This is a genomic window from Pantoea sp. RSPAM1, from assembly GCF_038816185.1.
Classification (GTDB): domain Bacteria; phylum Pseudomonadota; class Gammaproteobacteria; order Enterobacterales; family Enterobacteriaceae; genus Pantoea; species Pantoea ananatis.
This window is the reverse complement of the sequence record NZ_CP046137.1, coordinates 4,306,464-4,329,097: the sequence shown is the minus strand read 5'-3', so window position 1 is coordinate 4,329,097 and position 22,634 is coordinate 4,306,464. Positions and strand designations below refer to the sequence as shown.

The 22,634-nt window shown below is 56.3% G+C and carries 20 protein-coding genes and 1 pseudogene; 11 read left to right on the top strand and 10 right to left on the bottom strand.

The annotated features are described in order from the left end of the window. From GKC68_RS20810 to GKC68_RS20790, 5 genes are all read left to right on the top strand, one after another. On the top strand, window positions 1-1,245 hold the full coding sequence (locus GKC68_RS20810) for an MFS transporter (RefSeq protein WP_089528290.1): 1,245 nt from the start codon (window positions 1-3) through the stop codon (window positions 1,243-1,245). 250 nt (window positions 1,246-1,495) lie between these two features. Continuing rightward, window positions 1,496-3,013, top strand: coding sequence for a carbohydrate porin (locus GKC68_RS20805; RefSeq protein WP_247101204.1), 1,518 nt, complete (start codon window positions 1,496-1,498; stop codon window positions 3,011-3,013). 66 nt (window positions 3,014-3,079) lie between these two features. Then, complete coding sequence (locus GKC68_RS20800) at window positions 3,080-4,450, top strand: sucrose-specific PTS transporter subunit IIBC (RefSeq protein ID WP_342656469.1); 1,371 nt, start codon at window positions 3,080-3,082, stop codon at window positions 4,448-4,450. Continuing rightward, the gene (locus GKC68_RS20795; RefSeq protein ID WP_342656468.1) at window positions 4,450-5,859 is read left to right on the top strand and encodes a sucrose-6-phosphate hydrolase; all 1,410 of its coding nucleotides are present in this window, start codon (window positions 4,450-4,452) and stop codon (window positions 5,857-5,859) included. Before GKC68_RS20800 ends, GKC68_RS20795 begins: the two co-directional genes overlap by 1 nt. A 29-nt stretch (window positions 5,860-5,888) precedes the next feature. After that, window positions 5,889-6,905: a substrate-binding domain-containing protein gene (locus GKC68_RS20790; protein ID WP_028723089.1), complete on the top strand. Its 1,017-nt coding sequence runs from the start codon at window positions 5,889-5,891 to the stop codon at window positions 6,903-6,905. A 6-nt stretch (window positions 6,906-6,911) separates the two neighbouring features. On the opposite strand, the pseudogene dsbG reads toward GKC68_RS20790, so the two are convergent. The 5 genes and pseudogenes from dsbG to GKC68_RS20765 all read right to left on the bottom strand — a co-directional run bounded on the left by dsbG (window position 6,912) and on the right by GKC68_RS20765 (window position 10,682). Continuing rightward, window positions 6,912-7,664: pseudogene (gene dsbG / locus GKC68_RS20785) on the bottom strand (thiol:disulfide interchange protein DsbG). A 13-nt stretch (window positions 7,665-7,677) separates the two neighbouring features. Beyond that, the gene (locus GKC68_RS20780; protein WP_028723091.1) at window positions 7,678-8,112 is read right to left on the bottom strand and encodes a DUF6691 family protein; all 435 of its coding nucleotides are present in this window, start codon (window positions 8,110-8,112) and stop codon (window positions 7,678-7,680) included. A 15-nt stretch (window positions 8,113-8,127) separates the two neighbouring features. Then, a complete protein-coding gene (locus tag GKC68_RS20775; protein ID WP_342656467.1) occupies window positions 8,128-8,553 on the bottom strand; it encodes a YeeE/YedE family protein in 426 nt (141 codons plus the stop codon). Between the two features lie 36 nt (window positions 8,554-8,589). Further along, window positions 8,590-9,873 (bottom strand): bifunctional sulfur transferase/dioxygenase Blh, encoded by a 1,284-nt coding sequence (blh, locus tag GKC68_RS20770; RefSeq protein ID WP_028723093.1) that lies wholly within the window; start codon window positions 9,871-9,873, stop codon window positions 8,590-8,592. Between the two features lie 17 nt (window positions 9,874-9,890). Continuing rightward, complete coding sequence (locus tag GKC68_RS20765; protein WP_342656466.1) at window positions 9,891-10,682, bottom strand: sulfite exporter TauE/SafE family protein; 792 nt, start codon at window positions 10,680-10,682, stop codon at window positions 9,891-9,893. A gap of 185 nt (window positions 10,683-10,867) precedes the next feature. On the opposite strand from GKC68_RS20765, the gene GKC68_RS20760 reads away from it, so the two are divergent. Beyond that, window positions 10,868-12,106: an FAD/NAD(P)-binding oxidoreductase gene (locus GKC68_RS20760; RefSeq protein WP_110983228.1), complete on the top strand. Its 1,239-nt coding sequence runs from the start codon at window positions 10,868-10,870 to the stop codon at window positions 12,104-12,106. A 7-nt stretch (window positions 12,107-12,113) separates the two neighbouring features. Here the strand turns inward: GKC68_RS20760 and GKC68_RS20755 are convergent, their stop codons facing one another. Both GKC68_RS20755 and GKC68_RS20750 read right to left on the bottom strand, forming a co-directional pair. Then, window positions 12,114-12,434 (bottom strand): hypothetical protein, encoded by a 321-nt coding sequence (locus GKC68_RS20755; protein WP_028723096.1) that lies wholly within the window; start codon window positions 12,432-12,434, stop codon window positions 12,114-12,116. Window positions 12,435-12,638: 204 nt separating this feature from the next. After that, a complete protein-coding gene (locus GKC68_RS20750) occupies window positions 12,639-13,148 on the bottom strand; it encodes a phenolic acid decarboxylase (RefSeq protein ID WP_028723097.1) in 510 nt (169 codons plus the stop codon). Window positions 13,149-13,246: 98 nt separating this feature from the next. Between GKC68_RS20750 and GKC68_RS20745 the strand changes: the two genes are divergently transcribed. After that, window positions 13,247-14,116 carry a LysR family transcriptional regulator gene (locus GKC68_RS20745; RefSeq protein ID WP_047715305.1) on the top strand — a complete coding sequence of 290 codons (870 nt, stop codon included), beginning with the start codon at window positions 13,247-13,249 and terminating at the stop codon, window positions 14,114-14,116. A 35-nt stretch (window positions 14,117-14,151) separates the two neighbouring features. On the opposite strand, the gene GKC68_RS20740 is transcribed toward GKC68_RS20745, so the two are convergent. From GKC68_RS20740 to GKC68_RS20730, 3 genes are read right to left on the bottom strand one after another with little or no spacing between them, the layout of a single operon-like run. Continuing rightward, a complete protein-coding gene (locus tag GKC68_RS20740; protein ID WP_028723099.1) occupies window positions 14,152-14,583 on the bottom strand; it encodes a GFA family protein in 432 nt (143 codons plus the stop codon). 37 nt (window positions 14,584-14,620) lie between these two features. Then, the gene (locus tag GKC68_RS20735; RefSeq protein WP_028723100.1) at window positions 14,621-15,511 is read right to left on the bottom strand and encodes a siderophore-interacting protein; all 891 of its coding nucleotides are present in this window, start codon (window positions 15,509-15,511) and stop codon (window positions 14,621-14,623) included. A 15-nt stretch (window positions 15,512-15,526) separates the two neighbouring features. Beyond that, window positions 15,527-16,738, bottom strand: a complete 1,212-nt coding sequence (locus GKC68_RS20730) for an MFS transporter (protein ID WP_342656465.1) — start codon at window positions 16,736-16,738, stop codon at window positions 15,527-15,529. 132 nt (window positions 16,739-16,870) lie between these two features. Between GKC68_RS20730 and iucA the strand changes: the two genes are divergently transcribed. Genes iucA through iucD form a run of 4 tightly spaced genes read left to right on the top strand, consistent with a single transcriptional unit; the run spans window position 16,871 to window position 22,614 of the window. Beyond that, complete coding sequence (gene iucA, locus GKC68_RS20725; protein ID WP_342656464.1) at window positions 16,871-18,595, top strand: aerobactin synthase IucA; 1,725 nt, start codon at window positions 16,871-16,873, stop codon at window positions 18,593-18,595. Further along, a complete protein-coding gene (iucB, locus tag GKC68_RS20720) occupies window positions 18,596-19,543 on the top strand; it encodes a N(6)-hydroxylysine O-acetyltransferase (RefSeq protein ID WP_342656463.1) in 948 nt (315 codons plus the stop codon). Then, window positions 19,543-21,276 (top strand): aerobactin synthase IucC, encoded by a 1,734-nt coding sequence (gene iucC / locus GKC68_RS20715; RefSeq protein WP_252293906.1) that lies wholly within the window; start codon window positions 19,543-19,545, stop codon window positions 21,274-21,276. The genes iucB and iucC overlap by 1 nt, the downstream gene beginning before the upstream one ends. Before the next feature lie 3 nt (window positions 21,277-21,279). Then, window positions 21,280-22,614 (top strand): NADPH-dependent L-lysine N(6)-monooxygenase, encoded by a 1,335-nt coding sequence (iucD, locus tag GKC68_RS20710; RefSeq protein WP_342656462.1) that lies wholly within the window; start codon window positions 21,280-21,282, stop codon window positions 22,612-22,614. The last annotated feature ends 20 nt before the right edge of the window (window positions 22,615-22,634 follow it).

Below are 22,634 nucleotides of genomic sequence, written 5' to 3'. Positions count from 1 at the left end.
ATGTACTATTTAAAAAACACGAATTTTTGGCTGTTTGGTTTTTTCTTCTTCTTTTACTTTTTCATCATGGGTGCCTATTTCCCGTTCTTCCCCATCTGGTTGCATGATATTAACCATATCAGTAAAGGGGATACCGGCATTATTTTTGCCAGTATTTCGTTGTTTTCTCTGCTGTTTCAGCCGCTGTTTGGCCTGTTGTCCGATAAGCTCGGCCTGCGCAAACACCTGCTGTGGGTTATCACCGGTATGCTGGTGATGTTCGCACCTTTCTTTATTTACGTTTTTGGGCCGCTATTACAGATGAATATTCTGGCGGGCTCGATTGTTGGCGGTATCTACCTGGGTTTTATCTACAACGCCGGGGCGCCCGCGATTGAAGCGTACATTGAGAAAGTCAGCCGCCGCAGCAATTTTGAATTTGGCCGGGCGCGCATGTTTGGCTGTGTGGGATGGGCCTTGTGCGCCTCCATCGTCGGGATCATGTTCACCATCAATAACCAGTTTGTGTTCTGGCTGGGGTCGGGCTGTGCCGTGATTCTGGCGCTGCTGCTGTTCTTCTCCCGTACCAGCACATCGTCATCCGCGACGGTTGCGCAGGCGGTGGGAGCGAATCACTCGGCGTTCAGCCTGAAGCTGGCGCTGGAGTTGTTCAGGCAGCCAAAACTGTGGTTTTTATCCCTGTATGTTGTCGGCGTGTCCTGTACCTATGACGTGTTCGACCAGCAGTTCGCTAATTTCTTTACCTCATTCTTTGCCACAGGCGAACAGGGTACGCGGGTGTTTGGCTATGTGACCACCCTGGGTGAATTACTGAACGCGTCCATCATGTTTTTTGCGCCGCTGATCGTTAACCGCATTGGCGGCAAAAACGCCCTGCTGCTGGCAGGCATGATCATGTCCGTGCGTATTATCGGTTCCTCCTTTGCCACCACGGCTGTGGAAGTGGTGATTCTTAAAACGCTGCACATGTTTGAAATCCCTTTCCTGATTGTCGGCTGCTTTAAATACATCACCAGCCAGTTTGAAGTGCGCTTCTCCGCCACCATTTATCTGGTGTGCTTCTGCTTCTTCAAACAGTTAGCGATGATATTCATGTCGGTTCTGGCGGGTAACATGTATGAAAGTATTGGCTTCCATGGCGCCTATCTGGTGCTGGGCTCTATTGCAATGGCCTTTACGTTGATCTCCGTTTTCACCCTGAGCGGGCCGGGACCGCTGACGCTGTTACGTCGTCAGGCTGCCTGATTCCTTCCTCAAGACAACCGGACTGGCGTCATGACGCATCCGGTTGTCTGCTGGCCAACCGCGTTTTTTTCATCACGTCATTCCCCCTTTTCGCCTCGTCGCCGCTTGGTTTTGCGAACTGTCTCACATTCATAAAATCGGTTTAGCAAATTATTTTGCCTGAAAATACATCGATGAATATCATCCGAAAACTAAACCGGTTTAGCAAAAGACAGCATCACTACCGTTACTTTTTCTGGGATGTAAAACGATGAATAAAAAGGCACTTGCCATAACCGTTGGGCTGCTGATGAGCGCGGGGCCGGTTCTGGCAGCAGAACCGAGCATGAGCAGTATTGAAGCCCGGCTGGCGGCACTGGAGCAGCGGTTACAGGCCGCTGAGCAGCGGGCGAAGGCGGCAGAGAATCGCGCGGAAGCCGCAGAAAAACAGGCGCAGCAGCTTGCCCGCGCACAGCAGAAAAGTCAGGCCACCGCGACGCAGGTTGAACAGCGTACGGCGAAGCTGGAGCAGAAAGCGAGCAGTGAAGACGGCTTCGAATTTCACGGCTATGCCCGTTCCGGGCTACTGATGAACAGCTCGGCGACCAAAACTCAGGGCGGCCCGACCGTGACGCCTGCCGGGGAAACCGGCGGGCACGTCGGGCGCTTAGGTAACGAACCTGATACCTATGTTGAGCTGAATCTGGAACATAAACAAACGCTGGAAAACGGCGCAACAACCCGCTTCAAGGCGATGCTGGCCGACGGTCAGCGCACCTATAACGACTGGACGGCATCCAGCAGCGACCTCAATCTGCGTCAGGCTTTTGTCGAGCTGGGCCAGCTCCCGACCTTCACCGGCGCGTTCAAAGACACGACCGTCTGGGCGGGTAAACGCTTTGACCGGGATAATTTCGATATCCACTGGATCGACTCCGATGTGGTGTTTCTCGCCGGTACCGGAGCAGGTATTTACGACATGAAGTGGAGCGATCAGGCCCATAGCAACCTGTCGCTTTACGGACGAACCTTTGGCGATATCGAGAACAACGACAACACCGCACAGAACTCTATTCTGACGGCTAACAACTTCTACGGTCCATTCCAGCTGATGCTGAGCGGCATGCGGGCGAAAGATAACGACGACCGGCTGGATGTGAACGGCCTGAAGGTGAAGGGGGATGCCGCGAACACCGGGTTACATGCGCTGGTGGGACTGCATAACGACAGCTTCTATGGCCTGCGCGAAGGCTCAGCGAAGACAGCCGTGCTGTACGGTCACGGCTTAGGTGCAGAGGTAAAAGCCATCGGTTCAGACGGGGCACTGTTACCGGATGCCGATACCTGGCGGCTGGCCAGCTATGGGATTACCCCGCTGGGCGGCGGCTGGCATATCGCCCCGGCGGTGCTGGCGCAAAGCAGTAAGGATCGTTACGTCAAAGGCGACAGCTATCAGTGGGCCACCGCCAACATGCGCCTGATTCAGGGGCTGACCGAGAACTTTGAAATGCAGTACGAAGCCACCTATCAGTATATGGATCTGCGGCCAGAGGGCTTTAATCAGCGCAGTGCGGTCAATGGTAATTTCTACAAACTGACCGTTGCGCCTACGCTGAAGGCCAGCAACGTGGGTGAATTCCTCAAACGTCCGGAAATTCGCCTTTTTGCCACCTGGATGGACTGGGACCACCGACTGGATAACTACGCGCGCGGTGATGCCTTTGGCAGCAGCGGCTTTGAAGCGGGCGGTGAGTGGAACTTCGGCGTACAAATGGAAACCTGGTTCTGATCAGTCGGCCCTGCGGGGCCGTTTCAGCCGGGCCGACACTATCACACGATAAAACAGAGGTTTTTTATGGATTTCGTACAAATCTCCCGTGCATTGCTGCCGTTGCTGGGGGGCAAAGAGAATATTGCCAGCGCGGCGCACTGCGCGACCCGGCTCCGGCTGGTGCTGGTCAATGACGCCAAAGCGGATACCAGCGCGATCGGTAAAATCGACGGGGTAAAAGGCTGTTTCCGTAATGCCGGACAGCTGCAGGTGATTTTTGGCACCGGGGTGGTCAACAAAGTCTACGCCGCCTTTGTCGCCGAAGCCGGGATCAGTGAATCAAGTAAATCTGAAGCCGCCGATATCGCGGCCCGCAAGCTCAATCCTTTCCAGCGCATCGCCCGTTTGCTCTCGAATATTTTCGTGCCGATTATTCCGGCCATTGTCGCGTCCGGCCTGCTCATGGGCCTGCTGGGCATGGTCAAAACCTATGGCTGGGTGAACCCGGAAAATGCCCTGTATATCATGCTGGATATGTGCAGTTCGGCGGCGTTTATTATTCTGCCGATCCTGATCGGCTTTACGGCAGCACGTGAGTTTGGCGGTAACCCGTTTTTGGGGGCGACGCTGGGCGGCATCCTGACCCATCCGGCGCTGACCAATGCCTGGGGCGTGGCGTCCGGGTTCCACACCATGAACTTTTTTGGGATAGAAATCGCGATGATCGGCTACCAGGGCACGGTGTTTCCGGTGTTGCTGGCCGTGTGGTTTATGAGCCTGCTGGAAAAACAGTTACGGCGCATCATCCCTGACGCGCTCGACCTGATTCTGACGCCGTTCCTCACCGTGATTATTTCTGGCTTTGTGGCGCTGCTGATTATTGGTCCGGCGGGGCGTGCCTTGGGTGACGGCATCTCCTTTGTGCTTAGCACGTTGATTGCTCATGCAGGCTGGCTGGCCGGATTACTGTTTGGCGGGTTGTACTCGGTTATTGTGATTACTGGCGTCCACCACAGTTTCCACGCGATTGAAGCAGGCTTGCTGGGTAATCCTTCAATCGGCGTCAATTTCCTGTTGCCGATTTGGGCGATGGCCAATGTGGCGCAGGGCGGTGCCTGTCTGGCGGTGTGGTTTAAAACCAAGGATCCTAAAATCAAAGCCATTACTTTACCTTCAGCCTTTTCGGCCCTGCTGGGCATTACCGAAGCCGCCATCTTTGGTATCAACCTGCGCTTTATGAAGCCGTTTATTGCCGGACTGGTCGGGGGTGCCATCGGCGGCGCCTGGGTGGTTTCCGTTAAGGTCTATATGACCGCAGTGGGGCTGACTGGCTTACCCGGCATGGCCATTGTTCAGGCCAGCTCGCTGCTGAATTATATTATTGGTATGGTGATTGCCTTTAGTGTCGCCTTTGTCATCGCTTTCCTGCTCAAGTACAAAACGGATTCTGAATAATGGCCCTGAAAAACCTGCTGCCCGCCATGCTTAAGGCGGTAATGAAAGGCCAGCCCAGGGCGCAGGAGGACAGCCACTATCCGGGCTGGCACCTGGCGCCGGTTACCGGGCTGCTTAACGATCCCAATGGCTTTATCCATTTCAACGGACAGTACCACCTGTTCTATCAGTGGAATGCCCTGGCCTGCGAGCACAAGCACAAATGCTGGGGCCACTGGCGTTCAGCCGATTTACTGCACTGGGAACACGAGCCGGTCGCGCTGTTGCCCGATGAAGAGTATGACCGCAGCGGATGCTATTCCGGCAGTGCGGTGGACAACAAGGGCGAGCTTACCCTGTGTTACACGGGGAATGTAAAATTTGAGGACGGCTCACGTACCGCCTGGCAGTGCCTGGCCGTGCAGAACAGTGAGGGCGGATTCGACAAGCTGGGGCCGGTTATCCCGCTGCCTGAAGGCTACACCGGTCATGTCCGTGACCCTAAAGTCTGGCGGCATGGCGGGTACTGGTACATGGTGCTGGGCGCGCAGGACACGCAGTTACAGGGCAAAGTCCTGTTACTGCGCGGAAGCGATCTGCACCACTGGGAGAATCTGGGCGAAATAGCGGGAAGTGGCCTGGGCGGATTAGGCGCGGCGGGCTATATGTGGGAATGCCCTGACATGTTCACTCTGGGAGCCTCGACGTTTCTGATCTGCTGCCCGCAGGGCATTCCTCGCGAAGCGAAGCGCTTTCTTAACAGCCATCCCAGCGCCTACCTGAGCGGCACACTGGATTATGGAAACGTCCATTATGCACACGGTGCCTTTCATGAGTTGGATGCAGGCTTTGAATTCTATGCGCCCCAGACCACGTTGACCGAAGACGGGCGCAGGCTGCTGGTGGGCTGGATGGGCGTGCCGGACGGCGAAGAAATGCGCCAGCCCACCGTAGCGTTTGGCTGGATTCATCAGATGACCTGTATACGTGAGCTGACCGAGCGGGACGGGCGGCTTTATCAGCAGCCGGTGGCCGAGCTGCAGGCGCTGCGGCTGGACGAGCAACGCTATCGCGGGCCTGCGGATGGCGCACCGGAGATGGCGGCCCGACGTCTTGAGCTGGTGCTGACGTCCGACGGCGATATCACGCTGGACTTTGCCGATACGCTCCGGCTGAGCTGGCATCAGGAGACGCTGTGTCTGGCACGCCGCAGTCTGGAAAACGGCGAATGGCTTTATCGTCACTGGTGCGGCAGCGCGCGCAAACTGCATATTCTGTGCGATCACTCCAGCGTCGAGATTTTTATCAATGACGGCGAAGGCGTGATGAGTAGCCGCTACTTCCCGCAGCATCCGGCCCGTTTACGCCTGAGCGGCAGCGCAGAAGTCACTGCCTGCTACTGGTCGTTACGATCCTGCATGGTAGAATAAGCCCTTGTTTCCTTAAACGAAGCACCGACGTGAAAAAAACAAAGCGCGTGACCATCAGTGATATCGCTGCGCTGGCCGGGGTGTCAAAAGCCACGGCCAGCCTGGTGCTCAACGGGCGCGGTAAAGAGCTGCGCGTGGCAGAAGAGACGCGCGAACGCGTGATGTCTCTTGCGCAACAGCATCATTATCTGCCCAGTATCCATGCCCGTCTGCTGCGCGAAAACCGTAGCCATACGTTGGGGCTGGTGGTGCCGGAGATCACTAACTACGGTTTCGCCGTTTTCTCTCACGCGCTAGAGAACCTTTGCCGTGAAGCCGGGCTGCAGCTGCTGATCTCCTGTACCGATGAAAATGCCAGCCAGGAAACGCTGGTGGTTAACAACCTGGTCTCGCGTCAGGTTGATGGGCTGATCGTCGCCTCAAGTCAGCAGAGCGACAGCGACTATCTGAAGCTGAGCGAACAGCTGCCGGTCGTGCTGTTTGACCGCCACGTGAATAACAGCAGTTTGCCGCTGGTGATCACCGATTCGATTACGCCGACCGCCGAGCTGGTAGAGCGCCTGGCGCGAGCTCATCCCGATGAGGTCTATTTCCTGGGCGGGCAGCCACGACTGTCGCCGACCAAAGATCGCCTGGCCGGCTTTATGCAGGGGCTGGCGCGGGCGGGGGTAAGTCCCCGGCCGGAATGGATTATTCAGGGTAACTACCATCCCAGCAGCGGCTATGAAATGTTTGCGGCCCTGTGCGCCCGTCTTGGCAGGCCACCTAAGGCGCTGTTTACCGCCGCCTGCGGTTTGCTGGAAGGGGTGCTGCGCTATATGAGCCAGCACCATCTGCTGGAGAGTGATATTCACATAGCCAGTTTCGACGATCACTACCTGTATGATTCGCTGTCACTGCATATCGATACCGTAGAACAGGACGTACCGCGCCTGGCGCAGGAGTGCTTTTCCGTGATTAGCCAAATGATCCAGGGGCAGGAACCGGCGGACAAACAGATTATCTTGCCCGCCAGGCTGCGCTACCGTTCATCTCTGGCGCGTTAACGCCGCTTACCGGCAGGCGGCTAAATCGGCCATCTGCTGTTTATCAGGCAGGCCAACAATCTGTTGCAGCTTTTGTTCATGATTCAGGTAGTAGATAGCGGGCGTGCCGTTGGCCCCTAACGCCTGCATCTGCGCCTGGTTATGCTGAATCTGATCAAACAGCGCGCGCGGCGTGCTGTCCGGGAAGGCCGGCTTATTTTTACCCTGCGAGCGTTCAAAATCCTGCCAGGCTTTAGCAGGATCGGCCGCCGCGAGAATGGCTGACGCGTAGCGTCCGCTCTCGGGCTTAAGAATGCCCACAAGCTGGGTTTTGATGCTGAGCGCGTTATTTTGTACCAGCGGTTGCACCTGCTGCCAGAAGGTCCGGCAGTATGGGCAGAACGGATCGGCAAAGACCACGACCTGACAGCGGGCTTCAGCGCTTCCCTCCTTGATGCCCGGCATGGCCTGCAGTTGCTTCCACATGGCACGTCCGGCGGGCAAATAAATTTCATCATTGATGATTTTTTCGCTGAGGTTATTGCCCTGCGCGTCATACATATAGCCCGAAATCGCATGCTGACCATCTGGCGTCAGGTAAAGGGTGACGCCGGTTCCCTGATATTGCCCCAGCCAGCCCTGAACCCCGCCGGGTGCCTTAAAAGGTTTGATGATTTCCACGCCCTGCTTTTCAATTTGCTGGATGGGAGCGGGCAGCGTAGCCGCCTAGGTCGTGCTGCTCAACAGCAGTGCGGAAAGCAGTATCCTGAACGTTTTCATTAATCCCTGTCTCTTAACGTCGTGATGAAAGTGAGGCGGTGCGGCTGTCGAGCCACTCAAAGAGCAGCATGCCTGCCAGCATGGCGATCAGGAACACGGCGCCCTTAAGCACGCCGCCGCCGAGCAGCACCAGCGCCGGACCGGGGCAGATGCCTGCCAGCCCCCAGCCGATCCCGAACAGCATAGCCCCTGCGATCAGTTTTTTATCCAGCGCGCGCTGGCCGGGCAGATGAAAGGCTTCGTCAAAGACCGGACGCTCACGTCGGGAGGCCAGCCAGAAGGCCGCCAGCCCGACGGTAATCGCGCCGCCCATCACCAGCGCCAGAGAGGGATCCCAGGCGCGGGTAATGTCCAGAAACCCCAGAACCTTGGCCGGGTTCGCCATGCCGCTGACGATTAAGCCCGTGCCAAATAACAGCCCACTAAGCAGCGAAAATAAAACGGCCATTGTTCCTCCTGATATTCACCCGTGGCCCATCACGCCAACGGTCAGCATGGCGGTTAACATAAAGACCAGCGTCGCCACCAGTGAGCGCAGTGACAGCCGCGATAATCCACATACGCCGTGACCGCTGGTGCAGCCCGAGCCCAGGCGAACACCCCATCCCACCAGTACGCCGGCGAGTACCAGACGTCCCCATGACGCTTCCGTTTCAATGGCGGGCAGGGCGCTGAACAGCTGGAACACCAGCGGCGACAGGACCAGGCCCGCAATAAAGGCCAGCCGCCAGGGCTTGTCTGATGAGCAGCGTTTAAGCAGACCGCCCAGAATGCCGCTGATACCGGCTATGCGGCCACAAAACAGCACCAGCATGCCCGCCGCCGCGCCAATCAGCAGCCCACCTGCCAGGCTTTGCAGCGGTGTAAAATGAATCAGGTCAATATGCATTATCCACCCTTCTCAGTGCAGTGCTTACGTCTTGCGTTAAAAGCGGTTTAGCGGGATTTTCAGATAGCGCTCGCCGTCGCTCTCGGGTTCAGGTAATCGCCCGCCGTGAATATTCACCTGCAGAGCCATTAGCATGAGTTCTGGCAGCGGAAGCGTGGCATCACGCTGCTGCCGCCGGGCAATAAAACTCTGTTGGTGTTGATCAACCACCCACGGGTTGTTTTCCCGCTGCTCACGTACCGTGCTTTCAAACTGCACGTCGCGCCCGTCAGGGCGATAATCATGACCGGTAAATAAACGTGTGTCGTCTGGTAACTGCAGAATGCGTTGCAGGCTGTCCCATAATACGGCAGCGCTGCCGCCGGGGAAATCAGCCCGCGCTGTGCCGCTGTCGGGCATAAAAAACGTGTCGTGGATAAAGGCACAGTCGGCGATGTGATAGGTCACCGATGCCAGCGTGTGGCCGGGAGATAAAATGACTTCACCCCGCAGATTGCCGATGTAAAACACCTCGCCGTCCCTGAATAAGGTGTCCCAGATTTTCTCAGCGGGCGTCAGGCCGGGCAGGTTATAGAGAGTTTGCCACAGCCTTTGCACCTCAGTGACCTTTTCACCGATGCCGGTAGGCGCACCGGTTTTCCCGGCCAGCCAGGCGGCGGCAGAGAAGTGGTCGGCGTGAGGATGGGTATCCAGAACCCACGCAACCTGCCAGTTTTTTTGCTGAACAAAATCCAGAATGCGTTGGGCCTGCTGACTGGATACCGCTCCCGAGCGGCGATCAAAGTCCAGCACCGGATCGATGATGGCGCAGCGCCGGGTTTGTCCGTCAGCAATCACATATTGCAGGCTCCCGCTCTCCGGTTCATAGAAATGGTACACCTCTGCCTGAGGCGGATGGCGCAGCCTGTTTGCATACCAGGCCAGGGGCTTATCGGCGTCGGCACCAAACTGTTGGCAGGTAGCCCGAAATTCGGCCTCATTTATCCGGCCTTCGCGCAACTCATGCAGTAAAAACAGGCTAAGCGATCGCGCACCACTCCGACAGTGTGCAAAGATTTTTGCACCGCGTTTAATCCGACGATGAAAAGCCTCAACCGCTTCCCAGCTCAGCGTGTCAAAGGTGAAGGGCATATAGACATAGTCCATGCCCAGTTGCTCAGCCAGCGCCTTTTCCTGCTGATGAGGCAGAAAGGGGCCTTCTTCCTCATCAGGCCGATTATTAATCACAACCTCAAAGCCCCACTGGTGCAACTGGCTGAAATCCTCTGCACGTGGTGCATCGGAAAACGCGATTTGCGCATTAAAATGGCGGATATTCATAACCTGTTCCCGTTTATTCAGAGATTTTTAAGCAACATGTAGCTGGCCATTACGATCAACATGGCTGAAAAGACGGCATTGATCGCGCGCGCATTGTTTTTCAGCCGGCTGGCCACCGCGACACCGACTAAGCCGCCCAGCAGGCCGCCAGCAATGAGGTAGCTCGTCATCACCACAGAAACTTTGCCCGCCAGGGCATAGCTTGCGCTGGTCGAAATCCCCATGGCGAACACCACCATCAGCGAGGTTGCTATTGCCTCCACCACAGGAAAGCGGAACAACCAGACAAGCGCGGGCACCACCAAAAATCCCCCTCCAATGCCCATAAAGCCGGCCAGTGTGCCCAGCAGCAGTACGCTTCCCCAGACGATAGCGGGGGCAAAGTACCTGTCTGGCGCGGAAGCCCCGGGCACAGGGGACTGTTTTCTCAGCATCATCAGCGCCACGGTGAACATCAAAAGGGAAAACGGCAGTAGCAGGTATTGTCCACTGACGATTTTTCCCAGTTCGGCTCCGAGCAGTGCGCCGCAGACCGCCACAAGAGAAATTCTCGCACCCGTTGCCCATCTGACATTGCCTTTACGACTATGGGCAAACAGATTGATCAGGGCGCTGAACGCCACCGCAATGGCGCTGGTGCCGATGACCCAATGCGTGTCGGGCACCTTTACCAGATACAGCAGCAACGGCACGCACATAACCGATCCGCCGCCGCCGGTCAGCGCCAGAAAAAAACCTACGGCGATGCCTGTAATAATTAACAGGCTCACCGTGAGGGCTGAAAAATGGGTGAATTCCTGAATGATCATTTTCATTCCTGGCGCTATTTTTACGCTATTAAAGAGATCGTAAAAATGACTGTCAACTCATTATTTCTTTTTGCTATATCATATAGCTAAATATTATAAGGGGTTTTTTTTATAACTTTAAAGTCTATTGATTTGCTTTATCTCTGCCGTGCTATCCACTAGTTTTAAATGAAAGGGAGGCCTGCATGAATGATAAAAATAATCTCCATCACCCGCATCTTGTTGTTATTGGTGGTGGTTCAGCTGGAATTGGCGTCATCGCAAGTATTAAGAAACGCATTAAAAACATCAAAATAACGCTAATTGAGCCAAAGAAAGAACATGATTATCAACCGGCCTGGACCCTGGTGGGGGCCGGATTATATTCCGCTGAAAAAACCCGAAAACGCATGAGTGACGTTATTCCGTCAGGCGTGAACTGGATTCACGATGCCGTGACGCATGTTTCACCGCATCTGAAATATATTGAAACAGCAACAGCCCAAAAAATAGGTTATGACTATCTTATTATCGCCAGCGGTCTGATGCTGCGTTGGGATAAAATCAGGGGCCTGAGTGAAACCCTGGGCCGCAACGGCGTCACGTCAAACTACCGATACGATTTGGCGCGCTATACATGGGAACTGGTGCAAAACCTGAAGCAGGGAAAAGCCATTTTTACCCAGCCAGGGATGCCGATAAAGTGCGCGGGTGCGCCGCAGAAGGCGCTCTATCTTTCCGCCGATTACTGGCTGCGACGGGACCGTCTGGCACAAATCAACATTCAGTTCTGCCTGGCAGGTCAGGTCGTTTTCGGCGTGCCCGAATTTGTTCCGCCGCTGAAGGCCTGTCTGGAGAAATACCAGGCGCAGGTCAATTTTGGACATACGCTGACCGCCGTCGATGGAATCAATAAGCAGGCGACGTTTGCTCTCACCGATCCCGACGGCAGCACGCGTGACGTTACCCTGCCGTTCGATATGCTCCATGTTGTCCCGCCTCAGGCTGCGCCAGACTTTATTGCCGAAAGCGGTCTGGCAGATGCTGCTGGCTGGTGCGATGTCGACAAAGAAACGCTGCAGCACAGCCGCTGGCCCGATATTTTTGCTTTAGGCGATTGCTGTTCAACGCCGAACGCCAAGACGGCCGCAGCGGCGCGTAAACAGATCGTGGTCGTGGCCGAAAACCTGAGGCAGGTCGTTAACGGGGCAATCCCGCAAACGCGTTACGATGGCTACGGTTCGTGTCCGCTCACCGTGGAGAAAGGCAAAGTCGTGCTGGCTGAGTTTGGTTATGGCAACCGCCTGCTGCCGACTTTTCCGTTCCATTCGGCCCGTCCCAGCCGCGCAGCATGGTGGCTAAAGGCCTGGTTTTTACCGCGCTTCTACTGGGCTGGTATGCTGCGCGGTATTGAGTGGTTGGCCAAAAGTAAACCCCTGGAGTGAAGGCCGTTCAGGGGCGAACGTATAAAGCGCCCCGCGACTGTTGTTCAATAATGTAGGTTATGGCGGCTGGAACGACGCGAAAGTGGGATGGCAGCATGCTGACGTCAATATGTTGTGCCCGTAGGGCGTTATTGCAGAGTAACAGCGTAACGCCCGGCGCATTCTTAAGGGCATCTGAAATCGTCCTGCCAGTTACATCACCTGCCGCGTCGCCATTAAAAACGATGGCGATATCCCCGTCAAAATCCTCTTCTTTAAGCAGATTGCCAGCATTAGCCAGGGCGTGAGCAATGCGGTTTTTATCAGGAACATGCAAAATGATTTTCATTCTGGGCCTCAGGTTGTTATCGCGACGGGAGAAAAGCGAATGGCTCAGAATAAAACAGTGTGAGGGTCGGATAAATATGATGAGTGAAAGAAAATATGTCGCCGACGGTTTTTTAAAAAAAGAAAAATAGCGGATCAATAAATTCGAATTTGCTGTGTGGGTCTTTTTTTTAAAAAAAAGGGGGAGTCCCCCTTTAATCGCTAATTATTTTTTCAAATTTTCAGGAAAATTAGCAGGTAATTCACTCGCCGCGCAGGCAATCACGTCATCGTTATTTTTTCCCGCATCGTGAACAAAAGTGATAGTCGCGAACTCATCAATAACCTCTATTGGATAAGTCGGTCCGGCATCGCGGTATTGCGCCATTTCGTCCAGATGATCGTTCTGGAAGCAGACGGTGCGTTCAGGATGATTCATGACCCAGCGCGGGAAGAAGATGGTGCCATGAAACAGCTTGTCGCCCAGGTTGGCAATCAGGCTGACACTGGTGCCGGTCGGTTCAGTCCAGGACACTTTATAGATGTCTTCACCGACGCAGACGATATAGACATGCTGGTCTTTCACCCAGCGGTTGCCCACCATGCCGCTGTGAATACGGTAATCGATGGTGTTTTCGTTTTTAATATACAGCTCGTAATTCCAGCCATTGTCATAGGTATAAACCAGATGTTTACCGATGAAACCGTCAAGATTGTGTTTGTCGAATTTGCTCATTATTTGTTCTCCTCTGTGATTGGAACCAGCTTACCCATTCACTTTGTGAATTAAAAACGCTAATTTATGATGAAATTGATTCAAAAATTGGATGGGTTATGCATAAAACCACACTGGAGCAGTGGAGCCTGTTAGACAAGGTGGTGCGAGAGGGCAGTTTTGCCAGAGCGGCGAGTCTGACCAACCGCAGTCAGTCATCCGTCAGCTATAACCTTGCGATATTGCAGCAGCGCATAGGGATTACGCTGTTGCATGCAGAGGGGCGCAAGGCGGTGCTGACGCCCGCAGGCGAGTTGCTGCTGGCGCAGGTGCGCCCGCTACTGAAAGCTTTTCATTCACTGGAGGCGTTTGCGGGATCAATACGCAGCGGCGTCAGAACAAAGCTGGATCTGGTGGTTGACAGCATCTTTCCGCGTCGCCGACTGTTTTCCGTCCTTAAGACGTTTCAGAAATGCCATCCTCATACTCAGATCAACCTGACCGAGGTGCTGGAAACCAACACCGATTACGCTGAGGCCGACGTGATGGTGGTGACCCAGCGCCAGGATATGGCCGGGCGGGGAGAGTGGTTGATGAATGTGGATTTCGTCGCCGTGGCGCACTGCGACCATCCCTTGCATCAGCATGGCGGCATCCTGGATGAAGAACGGTTGGCACAGTATCCACTGATTCGCATTGCCGACCGGGAACATTTCACCGTGCAGGATGAGAGCAGCAATGGCGATTACTGGTCGTTTTCGACGATTGAGGCGGCGGTAGAGGCGGTGGTGCACCAGGTGGGTTATGGCTGGATCCCCTTCGAGCGCATCGAACATGAACTGGCGCAGGGAACACTGAAAATATTGCCCTTACAGCACGGCGTTCGTCGTGCCACCCCGCTGCACTTACTGATTAAGAAAGACATCCTGACGCTGGATCCACAAATTGTCACTTTGCTCGATCTGCTGAAAAACGCCACCCGTTCGTGACAGAAGGATCGCGATGAGGAACGCGTCTTCAGGGGCTATTTGTCACCGTTCAACGCAAGGAGCAGGGCATCCAGCGAATCTGGCGCGTGCGGATATCCGTTTTTTACCTCCTGAATGTCCCAGGACATCGCATCCTCAAGGCAGTAATCGCCTGCACACTGCAACGCAAGGTCTTCATCTAACAGCCCAATCGGTAGCCAGATCAGGGGGCGGCCGCGCAACAGGTTCGGCACCGTTGAGCCACAGTGCCTGCAGAAGTCATTACGGTATCCCTGCGGGCGACGCCAACTGCTAATATCGGCTTCACCGGCCAGCCAGCTAAACTGATCGGCATGAACCAGCGTGGCCAGGTTATGGCCGGTACCGGTCTGACGGCGGCACAGCGAACAGTGACAGCGGTAAAAATGGCTGGGTTGTTGAGCCAGCTTAAAAACGACCGTTTCGCATAAACAACGTCCAGAAATCATCCCTGTTTCCCTGAATGCGCCAACCCAAAGGCGGTGTTTAGTGTGCCCGCTTTTTGGCCCAGTAAGCCATAAAGTTAATCGCGTCGCGATCGACGCCGCGCTCCCCTATCAGGTGGCGACGTAATCGCTTCACCACGGTCGATTCGGCCGCGACCCAACCGTAAAATTCCGTGTTGCGGCCCTGAGCACGGTCCCACAGCAGTTCGCCTTCTGCCTCTTCCTGTACGTCCTGCTGGCGGCCGCCATCGGGAACGTTAACCCGGGATTTTATTGCCTCAACCAGGCATTCCCCGTGTGAAGCAAATGCAGGTTTTCGCGGCAACCAGACGATGTCGGCAAAGGTATAGGCGTGCAGATCGACGCAGTCTTCCGCATCCGGGACTTCAAAAAAGGCCTGAACCCGAGGCGGATTTTCCTGACGAGACAGTCTTTCCAGAATGCCTTTCGCCGCGGGTAATGCGGTTTCATCGGCAATCAGTAACGCATTACGCAGCGCATCCGGCGGCGTCCATTCATATCCGCCGCTGTCAGATTCACAGGCCGCATTGGGCGCAACGATCACCAGGCTGTCACCCGGTTCAGCATTGATGGCCCAGGCCGATGCCGGGCCTTCCGTACCATGGCTGACAAACTCAATCGTCAACTCCTGGCGCTCAGGATCGAGATGACGCAGCGTATAGGTGCGCAACAGCGGGCGCTTCTCTTTTGGTAGCGACAGAATGGTCTGGTACCACTCGCCATCATTGGGAAGCGCAGGCATGCTGCCATCTTCTGCCGGCAGCAAAATTTTGATCCGCTGATCGGGCGCGTCAGACTTCATCTGCGCCACGTCAGGCCCGTTGAACACCAGACTCAGCATTGAGGGAGAAAGATGACGCTTGCGTGCCAGTTTTACGTCAAACAGGCGGTAGCTATGGGCTTCAGCCATCGTCGTTCCTTTTGGTTAATGAGCCGATAAGGTTGAGCGGCGACGTGCACGCCAGATCACACCTGACATCGCCACGAACAGCAGGGCAGCGCTGAATGCGGCACCGATCAGCGCTGTTTCGCCCTGTGACTGCGACACCAGGGGAACCAGCAGCGCGCACAATCCGTAGCCTAAGGTATGGCTGGTGGCTATCCAGCCCGCACCGGCACCGTCTGCCAGCCTGTCATTTAGCAGCAGCTGATACGCAGGCGTACCCAGTGCAGCACCAAACGAAAGCAGGGCACAGCCGGTGTAAAACAGCCAGAGCGGTGTGCTCAGCATCATCGCCAGACCCAGAGACATCAACAGCCCTGCACTCAGCAACAGCGCAAGCGGCGTCAGTAACTGTGGTCGCAACACCGTGAACTGGGCAGCCAGTGAGGCAACCGCCGCCACGCTCAGCAGCCAGGCAACCTGGTGGCTTATCGCGGCGGTATCACCCCCAAACGGCCTTGCCAGCGCTGGGGAAAGACCCAGCTGCATCAGGCTGACCGTGGCCGCCAGCAGCAGAGCGCACAGCAGGTAGGGCAGACAATCGATGCGCAGGCGGGCATTCCTGCGCGCCACCGCAGGCTGTGGCTCGGTACCGCGCAACGGCAACAACATAGCCAGCGCCAGCAACGGCGCAACGACCAGTAACACCAGCGGTGCCAAGGGATGGATCACCAACATCCCGGCCGCGCACAGCGGGCCAAGCAGCCTGCCACAGCTCAGCCCGGAGCTGATGGTCGCCAGCGCCGTCATGCGCTTGCCTTCACCGGCACGGTTTAGCGCCCAGACCTGGCACGCCGGGACCATCGCCGACACCATCAGGCCGTAGATCACCCGGGCAATAATTAGTATGCCTAATCCAATCGGCGCACTAACCGCCCGCGTAGACAGAAGCGTGCAGCCCATGCCGAGTAGCAAAAAACTTGCGCCATAACCGGCCAGTGACCACAGCACGACCGGTTTGCTGCCGAGACGCGCAATCTGTTTTCCCCACCACGGCGATGAGGGCAAAAACAGCATAGAGCCGAGCGTTAACAATCCCGCCCAGACCGAAAGACTTAAACTGGTCTGCGCAACCAGCATCGGGATAGCGACCAGCAAACCATTCTGTCCGACGCCCAGCAGTCCGGCGCTTATCGCTAAGGGCCAGTTAGATAAGGCTTTTTGCGGCGTGGCGGTCAGTTCAAGAGATGTCACGATGTTACTAACCCGTATCTTTGTTGTATGTATTTGTAAAATTTATTCCGCCGATTCTAACAATTTTCGTTGATAATGAGAACTATTATCGGCAGAATTCGCATTATCATAACGCCTGGAAATTGTTTGATAATGATTCAATCGACGCACAATGGATCCTGGGATGTGGCCGCACAGTGCTTCCTGAATTCTCTGATCCGTGAAACCAAGGACTGGCGACTCAGCCAGGGTGAACCCGCCGAGTTAGTGATTCCGTTGGCGGAAGAAAAGGCCCTACACTTTAGGGTGGCTTACTTTTCTCCTACCCAGCATCACCGGTTTGCTTTCCCGGCCCGGCTGGTCACTCACCTTGGCAGCCAGACGGTGACGTTCGCCACCGTTGCCAGACTGATTGTCGATAAGCTGCAACATCAGCTACAGCTCCCCGCTCCCGGCTGTGAGGCGTTTTACCAGCGCGTGATGGAAAGCCATGCGCATACCGCTGAGGCAACGGCTGCCCGCCACGACTGGCGCGGCCTGCGTGAGAAAGCCCTGAACTTTGCCGAAGCAGAGCAGGCCTTGCTGGTCGGGCACGCCTTCCATCCGGCACCCAAATCACATGAACCTTTTACGCAGCAGCAGGCCGAGCGTTACCTGCCTGATTTTGCGCCACATTTCCCGTTACGCTGGTTTGCGGTGGATAAAGACCAGCTGGCGGGGGACAGCCTGCAGCTGACGTTGCAGCAGCGCCTGACGCGCTTTGTGGCAGAAAACGCGCCGCAGTTACTGCATGCGCTCACCGATCGGCAATGGCTGTTCCCGCTCCATCCCTGGCAGGCGGACGCTCTGCTCCAGCAGACCTGGTGTCAGCAACTGGTGGAAAAAGGCCTGGTTACTGACCTGGGTGAAGCCGGTGCGCCCTGGCTGCCCACCACCTCATCGCGTTCGCTGTACTGCGCCACCAGCCGCGACATGATCAAGTTTTCCCTGAGCGTGCGGCTGACAAACTCCGTCCGCACCCTGTCGGTCAAAGAGGTCAAACGCGGCATGCGACTGGCGCGTCTGGCGCAGACCGAACGCTGGCAGGACATGCAGGCACGCTTCCCGGCATTTCGCGTGATGCAGGAAGATGGCTGGGCCGGACTGCGCGATGCGCAGGGCACGATTATGGAAGAGAGCCTGTTCGCACTGCGTGAAAACCTGATTGTCGACAGGCCGCAGAGCCAGACCAACGTGCTGGTCTCTCTGACGCAGTCCGCGCCGGACGGCGGCGACTCACTGCTGTCTGCCGCAGTAAAACGCCTGAGCCAGCGTCTGCACATCAGCGAAAAACAGGCCGCACATGCCTGGGTCGACGCCTATTGTCAGCAGGTGCTGAAACCCCTGTTCACCGCCGAAGCGGATTACGGCCTGGTGCTGTTAGCTCATCAGCAAAATATCCTGGTGGAAATGGAGCAGGATTTGCCGGTTGGTCTGATTTATCGCGACTGTCAGGGCAGCGCCTTTATGCCCCACGCCGCAGGTTGGCTGGACATGATTGGCGAAGCGCAGGCGGAAAACGTCTTTAGTCGCGAGCAGCTGCTGCGCTACTTCCCCTATTACCTGTTAGTGAATTCGACCTTTGCCGTCACGGCGGCACTGGGGGCGGCGGGCATGGACAGTGAAACCCATTTGATGGCGCGGGTACGCGATGCGTTAAGTGCGCTACGCAACGAGGTTACGCACAAGGGCTGCCTGGATTACGTGCTGGAAAGCCCGCACTGGAACGTCAAGGGTAACTTCTTCTGTTACCTGCACGATCACAATGAAAACACCATCGTCGATCCGTCGGTGATCTACTTCAACTTCATCAATCCACTGCTGTCTCAGGAGCGCTAAATGTCTCAGGCAACGATTGTTCACAGCGGCCACGGCCTGCGTTGCGAAAAGTCAGGAAAAACCCTGAATCTGGGTTGGGGACAGGACAACAGTGCGGTGCTGCATTTTACCGGTCCACTGCCCGAAGGCTGGCTGCGTGATGCGCTGGATCAGATGTTTATCGCTGCCCCGCAGCTTTCTGCCGTGGTGCTGCCCTTCGCAGAGTGGCGTGAAGAGCCACAGGCGCTGGCGCTGTTTGCGGCACTGAAAAGCGATATCGTCCACCGCGAGACGTTCTGGCAACTGCCGCTGTGGTTGTCAGCTCCCCATCAGCAGGCCTCCGGCGAGATGGTATTTGATGACGAACGTGAGATCTATTTTCCCCAGCGCCCAGCGCGACCTGATGGCGAAGTGTATCGCCGTTACGATCCGCGCGTACGGCGAACGCTGAGCTTCCGCGTGGCCGATCCTGCCCGGGATGCCGAAGCGTTTACCCGCTGGATGAACGATCCGCGCGTGGATTACTTCTGGGAGCAGAGCGGATCGCTGGCCACTCAGACCGCCTATCTTGAACGCCAGCTCACCAGCAGCTATGCCTTTCCGCTGATTGGCTGTTTTGATGACGAGCCCTTCAGCTACTTTGAAATTTACTGGGCGGCGGAAGATCGTATCGGACGTCACTACAGCTGGCAGCCGTACGATCGCGGTTTGCATCTGCTGGTGGGTGAGCCACAGTGGCGCGGGCCGCACTTTGTGCAGAGCTGGCTGCGCGGCATCAGCCACTGTCTCTTACTGGATAATCCGCAAACCCAGCGCCTGGTGCTGGAACCGCGGGCGGATAATCAGCGCCTGTTTCGTCACCTTGAACCTGCGGGCTATACCACCGTGAAAGAATTCGATTTTCCGCACAAGCGCTCTCGCCTGGTGATGACCCAGCGCGCCCGTTTCTTCAGCGAGGTGGGACTGTGATGAATTCGCACGCCTGGGAAACGGTTAACCGTCAGCTGGTGGCAAAAATGCTGGCCGAGCTGGAGTACGAGCAGGTCTTTCAGGCCCAGCCGCAGGACGACAACCGTTACTGCATCAGCCTGCCGGGTGCCGAATGGCAGTTCACCGCCGAGCGGGGCATCTGGGGCTGGTTATGGATTGATGCACAAAGCCTGCGCTGTGCGGATGAGCCGGTACTGGCGCAGACGCTGCTGTGCCAGTTACAGCCGGTGCTGTCGATGAGCGATGCCACGGTGGCGGAACATATGCAGGATCTTTACGCCACGCTGCGCGGCGATCTTCAGCTTATGCAGGCACGTCAGGGCATGAGTGCCGATGCGCTGATTAATATGGATGCCGACCGCCTGCAGTGCCTGCTCAGCGGGCACCCCAAGTTTGCCTTTAATAAAGGCCGTCGCGGATGGGGACAAGAGGCGCTGGTGCGCTATGCACCGGAATACATGAATACCTTCCGCCTGCACTGGCTGGCGGTAAAGCGCGATCATATGGTCTGGCGCTGCGACAGCGAGCTGGACATCCAGCAGTTGTTGCAGGCTGCGATGGACAGCGCCGAATATACGCGGTTCACCGAGGTCTGGCAGGCGCAGGGGCTGGACGACAGCTGGCTGCCTTTGCCGGTACATCCCTGGCAGTGGCAGCAAAAAATCGCGCTCGATTTTGTTGCGGATCTGGCCACGGGCAATATGCTGTCGCTGGGTGAATTCGGCGATAGCTGGCTGGCGCAACAGTCACTGCGCACGCTCACCAACGCCAGCCGTCAGGGCGGGCTGGATATCAAACTGCCGCTTACCATTTACAACACCTCCTGCTATCGCGGTATTCCGGGCAAATATATCGCGGCGGGCCCGCTGGCCTCCCGCTGGCTACAAAACGTCTTTGCCACGGACAGTACGCTGCAGCAGAGCGGGGCGGTGATCCTGGGCGAACCGGCCGCCGGTTATGTTTCCCATCGCGGCTACGCCGCGTTGCCCGAAGCCCCCTATCGCTACCAGGAAATGCTGGGCGTGATCTGGCGTGAAAATCCTTCGCGCTGGCTGCACGCGGACGAAACGCCAATTCTGATGGCCACGCTGATGGAGTGCGATGAAAACAACCAGCCGCTTATCGGCGCCTACATTGCCCGCTCGGGCCTGAGCGCCGAGGCCTGGCTAAGTCAGATGTTCCGCGTGGCGGTGGTGCCGCTGTATCACCTGTTATGCCGTTACGGCGTGGCGCTGATCGCACACGGGCAAAATATTACGCTGGCGATGAAAGACGGCGTACCCCAGCGCGTATTGCTGAAAGATTTTCAGGGCGATATGCGTCTGGTAAAGGACGATTTTCCGGAGATGGACTCTCTGCCTCAGGACGTCCGCGATGTGACGGCACGCCTGAGTGCTGACTATTTGATTCATGATTTGCAGACTGGCCACTTTGTCACGGTCCTGCGTTTTATTTCGCCGTTAATGGCGCGCCTTGGCGTTCCGGAACGACGCTTTTACCAACTGCTTGCCGCAGTGTTGAGCGACTATATGCAGGACCATCCGCAACTGTCGGCGCGTTTTGCGCTTTTCTCACTCTTCAAGCCACAAATCATTCGTGTCGTGCTGAACCCGGTAAAACTCACCTGGCCCGATCAGGACGGCGGAAGCCGTATGTTGCCCAATTACCTGGAAAATCTGCAAAACCCGCTGTGGCTGGTTACCAAGGACTGAATCATGACAAACACTGTTGATTTTATTGGCGTTGGCATTGGCCCGTTTAACCTGAGTATCGCGGCGCTGGCACACGAAGCGGAAGGCTTTACCAGCCAGTTTTTAGACAGCCGGCCGGATTTTGCCTGGCATCCCGGTATGCTGGTGCCTGACTGCCATATGCAGACCTCGTTTTTAAAAGATCTGGTCTCCGCGGTCGCGCCCACCAGCCCGTTCAGCTTTGTGAACTATCTGGTGAAGCGTAAAAAGTTTTACCGCTTCATGACCACCGAGTTACGTACCGTCTCGCGCGATGAGTTTTCCGACTATCTGCGTTGGGCCGCCGAGGGCATGCAGAACCTGCGCTTTAATCACAGGGTGGAACGCATTGATTTTGATGAGGCCAATAAACGCTTTGTGATTCACAGCAACGGTGAGGAAAGCTATGCCCGCAACATCTGTCTGGGCATTGGCAAGCAGCCCTACCTGCCGCCCTGCGTCAACCGCATCAGCGCCACCTGCTTCCACGCCAGCGAAATGAGCCTGCGTAAACCCGACCTGCGCGGCAAGCGCGTGGCGGTGATTGGCGGCGGTCAGAGTGGCGCCGATCTGTTCCTCAACGCCTTCCGGGGTGAATGGGGTGAACCGGCTGAGGTCAGCTGGGTATCGCGCCGTAATAATTTCAACGCCCTGGATGAGGCGGCTTTCGCCAACGAATACTTCACGCCAGAGTACGTTTCCAGCTTTGTCGGTCTGAACGAGGCTGCCCGACAGAAAATGCTGGCTGAACAGAAGATGACCTCGGACGGCATCACGGCAGATTCCCTGCTGACGATTTATCGCGAGCTGTATCATCGCTTTGAAGTGCAGCGTCAGCCGCGCAATGCGCACCTGCTGCCGAGCCGCTCGGTCATTGAACTCAACAGTCATCACCAGGGCTGGCAGCTTCAGTTGCAGCACCAGCTTGACCAGGGCTACGACCTTATCGAATGCGATGTGGTGATTTTCGCCACCGGCTACCGGCCTGCGCTGCCAGAACTGCTCTCACCCCTGATGAGCCGCCTGACCATGAAAGATGAGTGCACGTTCAGCGTGCGTGAGGACTTCACGCTTGAGTGGAGCGGGCCAAAAGAAAATAACATCTTTGCGGTGAACGCCAGTATGCAAACCCACGGTATCGCAGAGCCTCAGCTCAGCCTGATGGCGTGGCGATCCGCCCGTATTCTGAATCGCGCACTGGGGCGTGATTTGTTCGATCTCAGCACGCCGCCCGCCCTGATCCAGTGGCGCAGCGTCAGCCGGGAAAAACCGCAGCACGGCGCTGCGTCCATTAAAAACTATACCGAGTCCTTGGGGTAAGCCTTAACCTCGCACGCAGG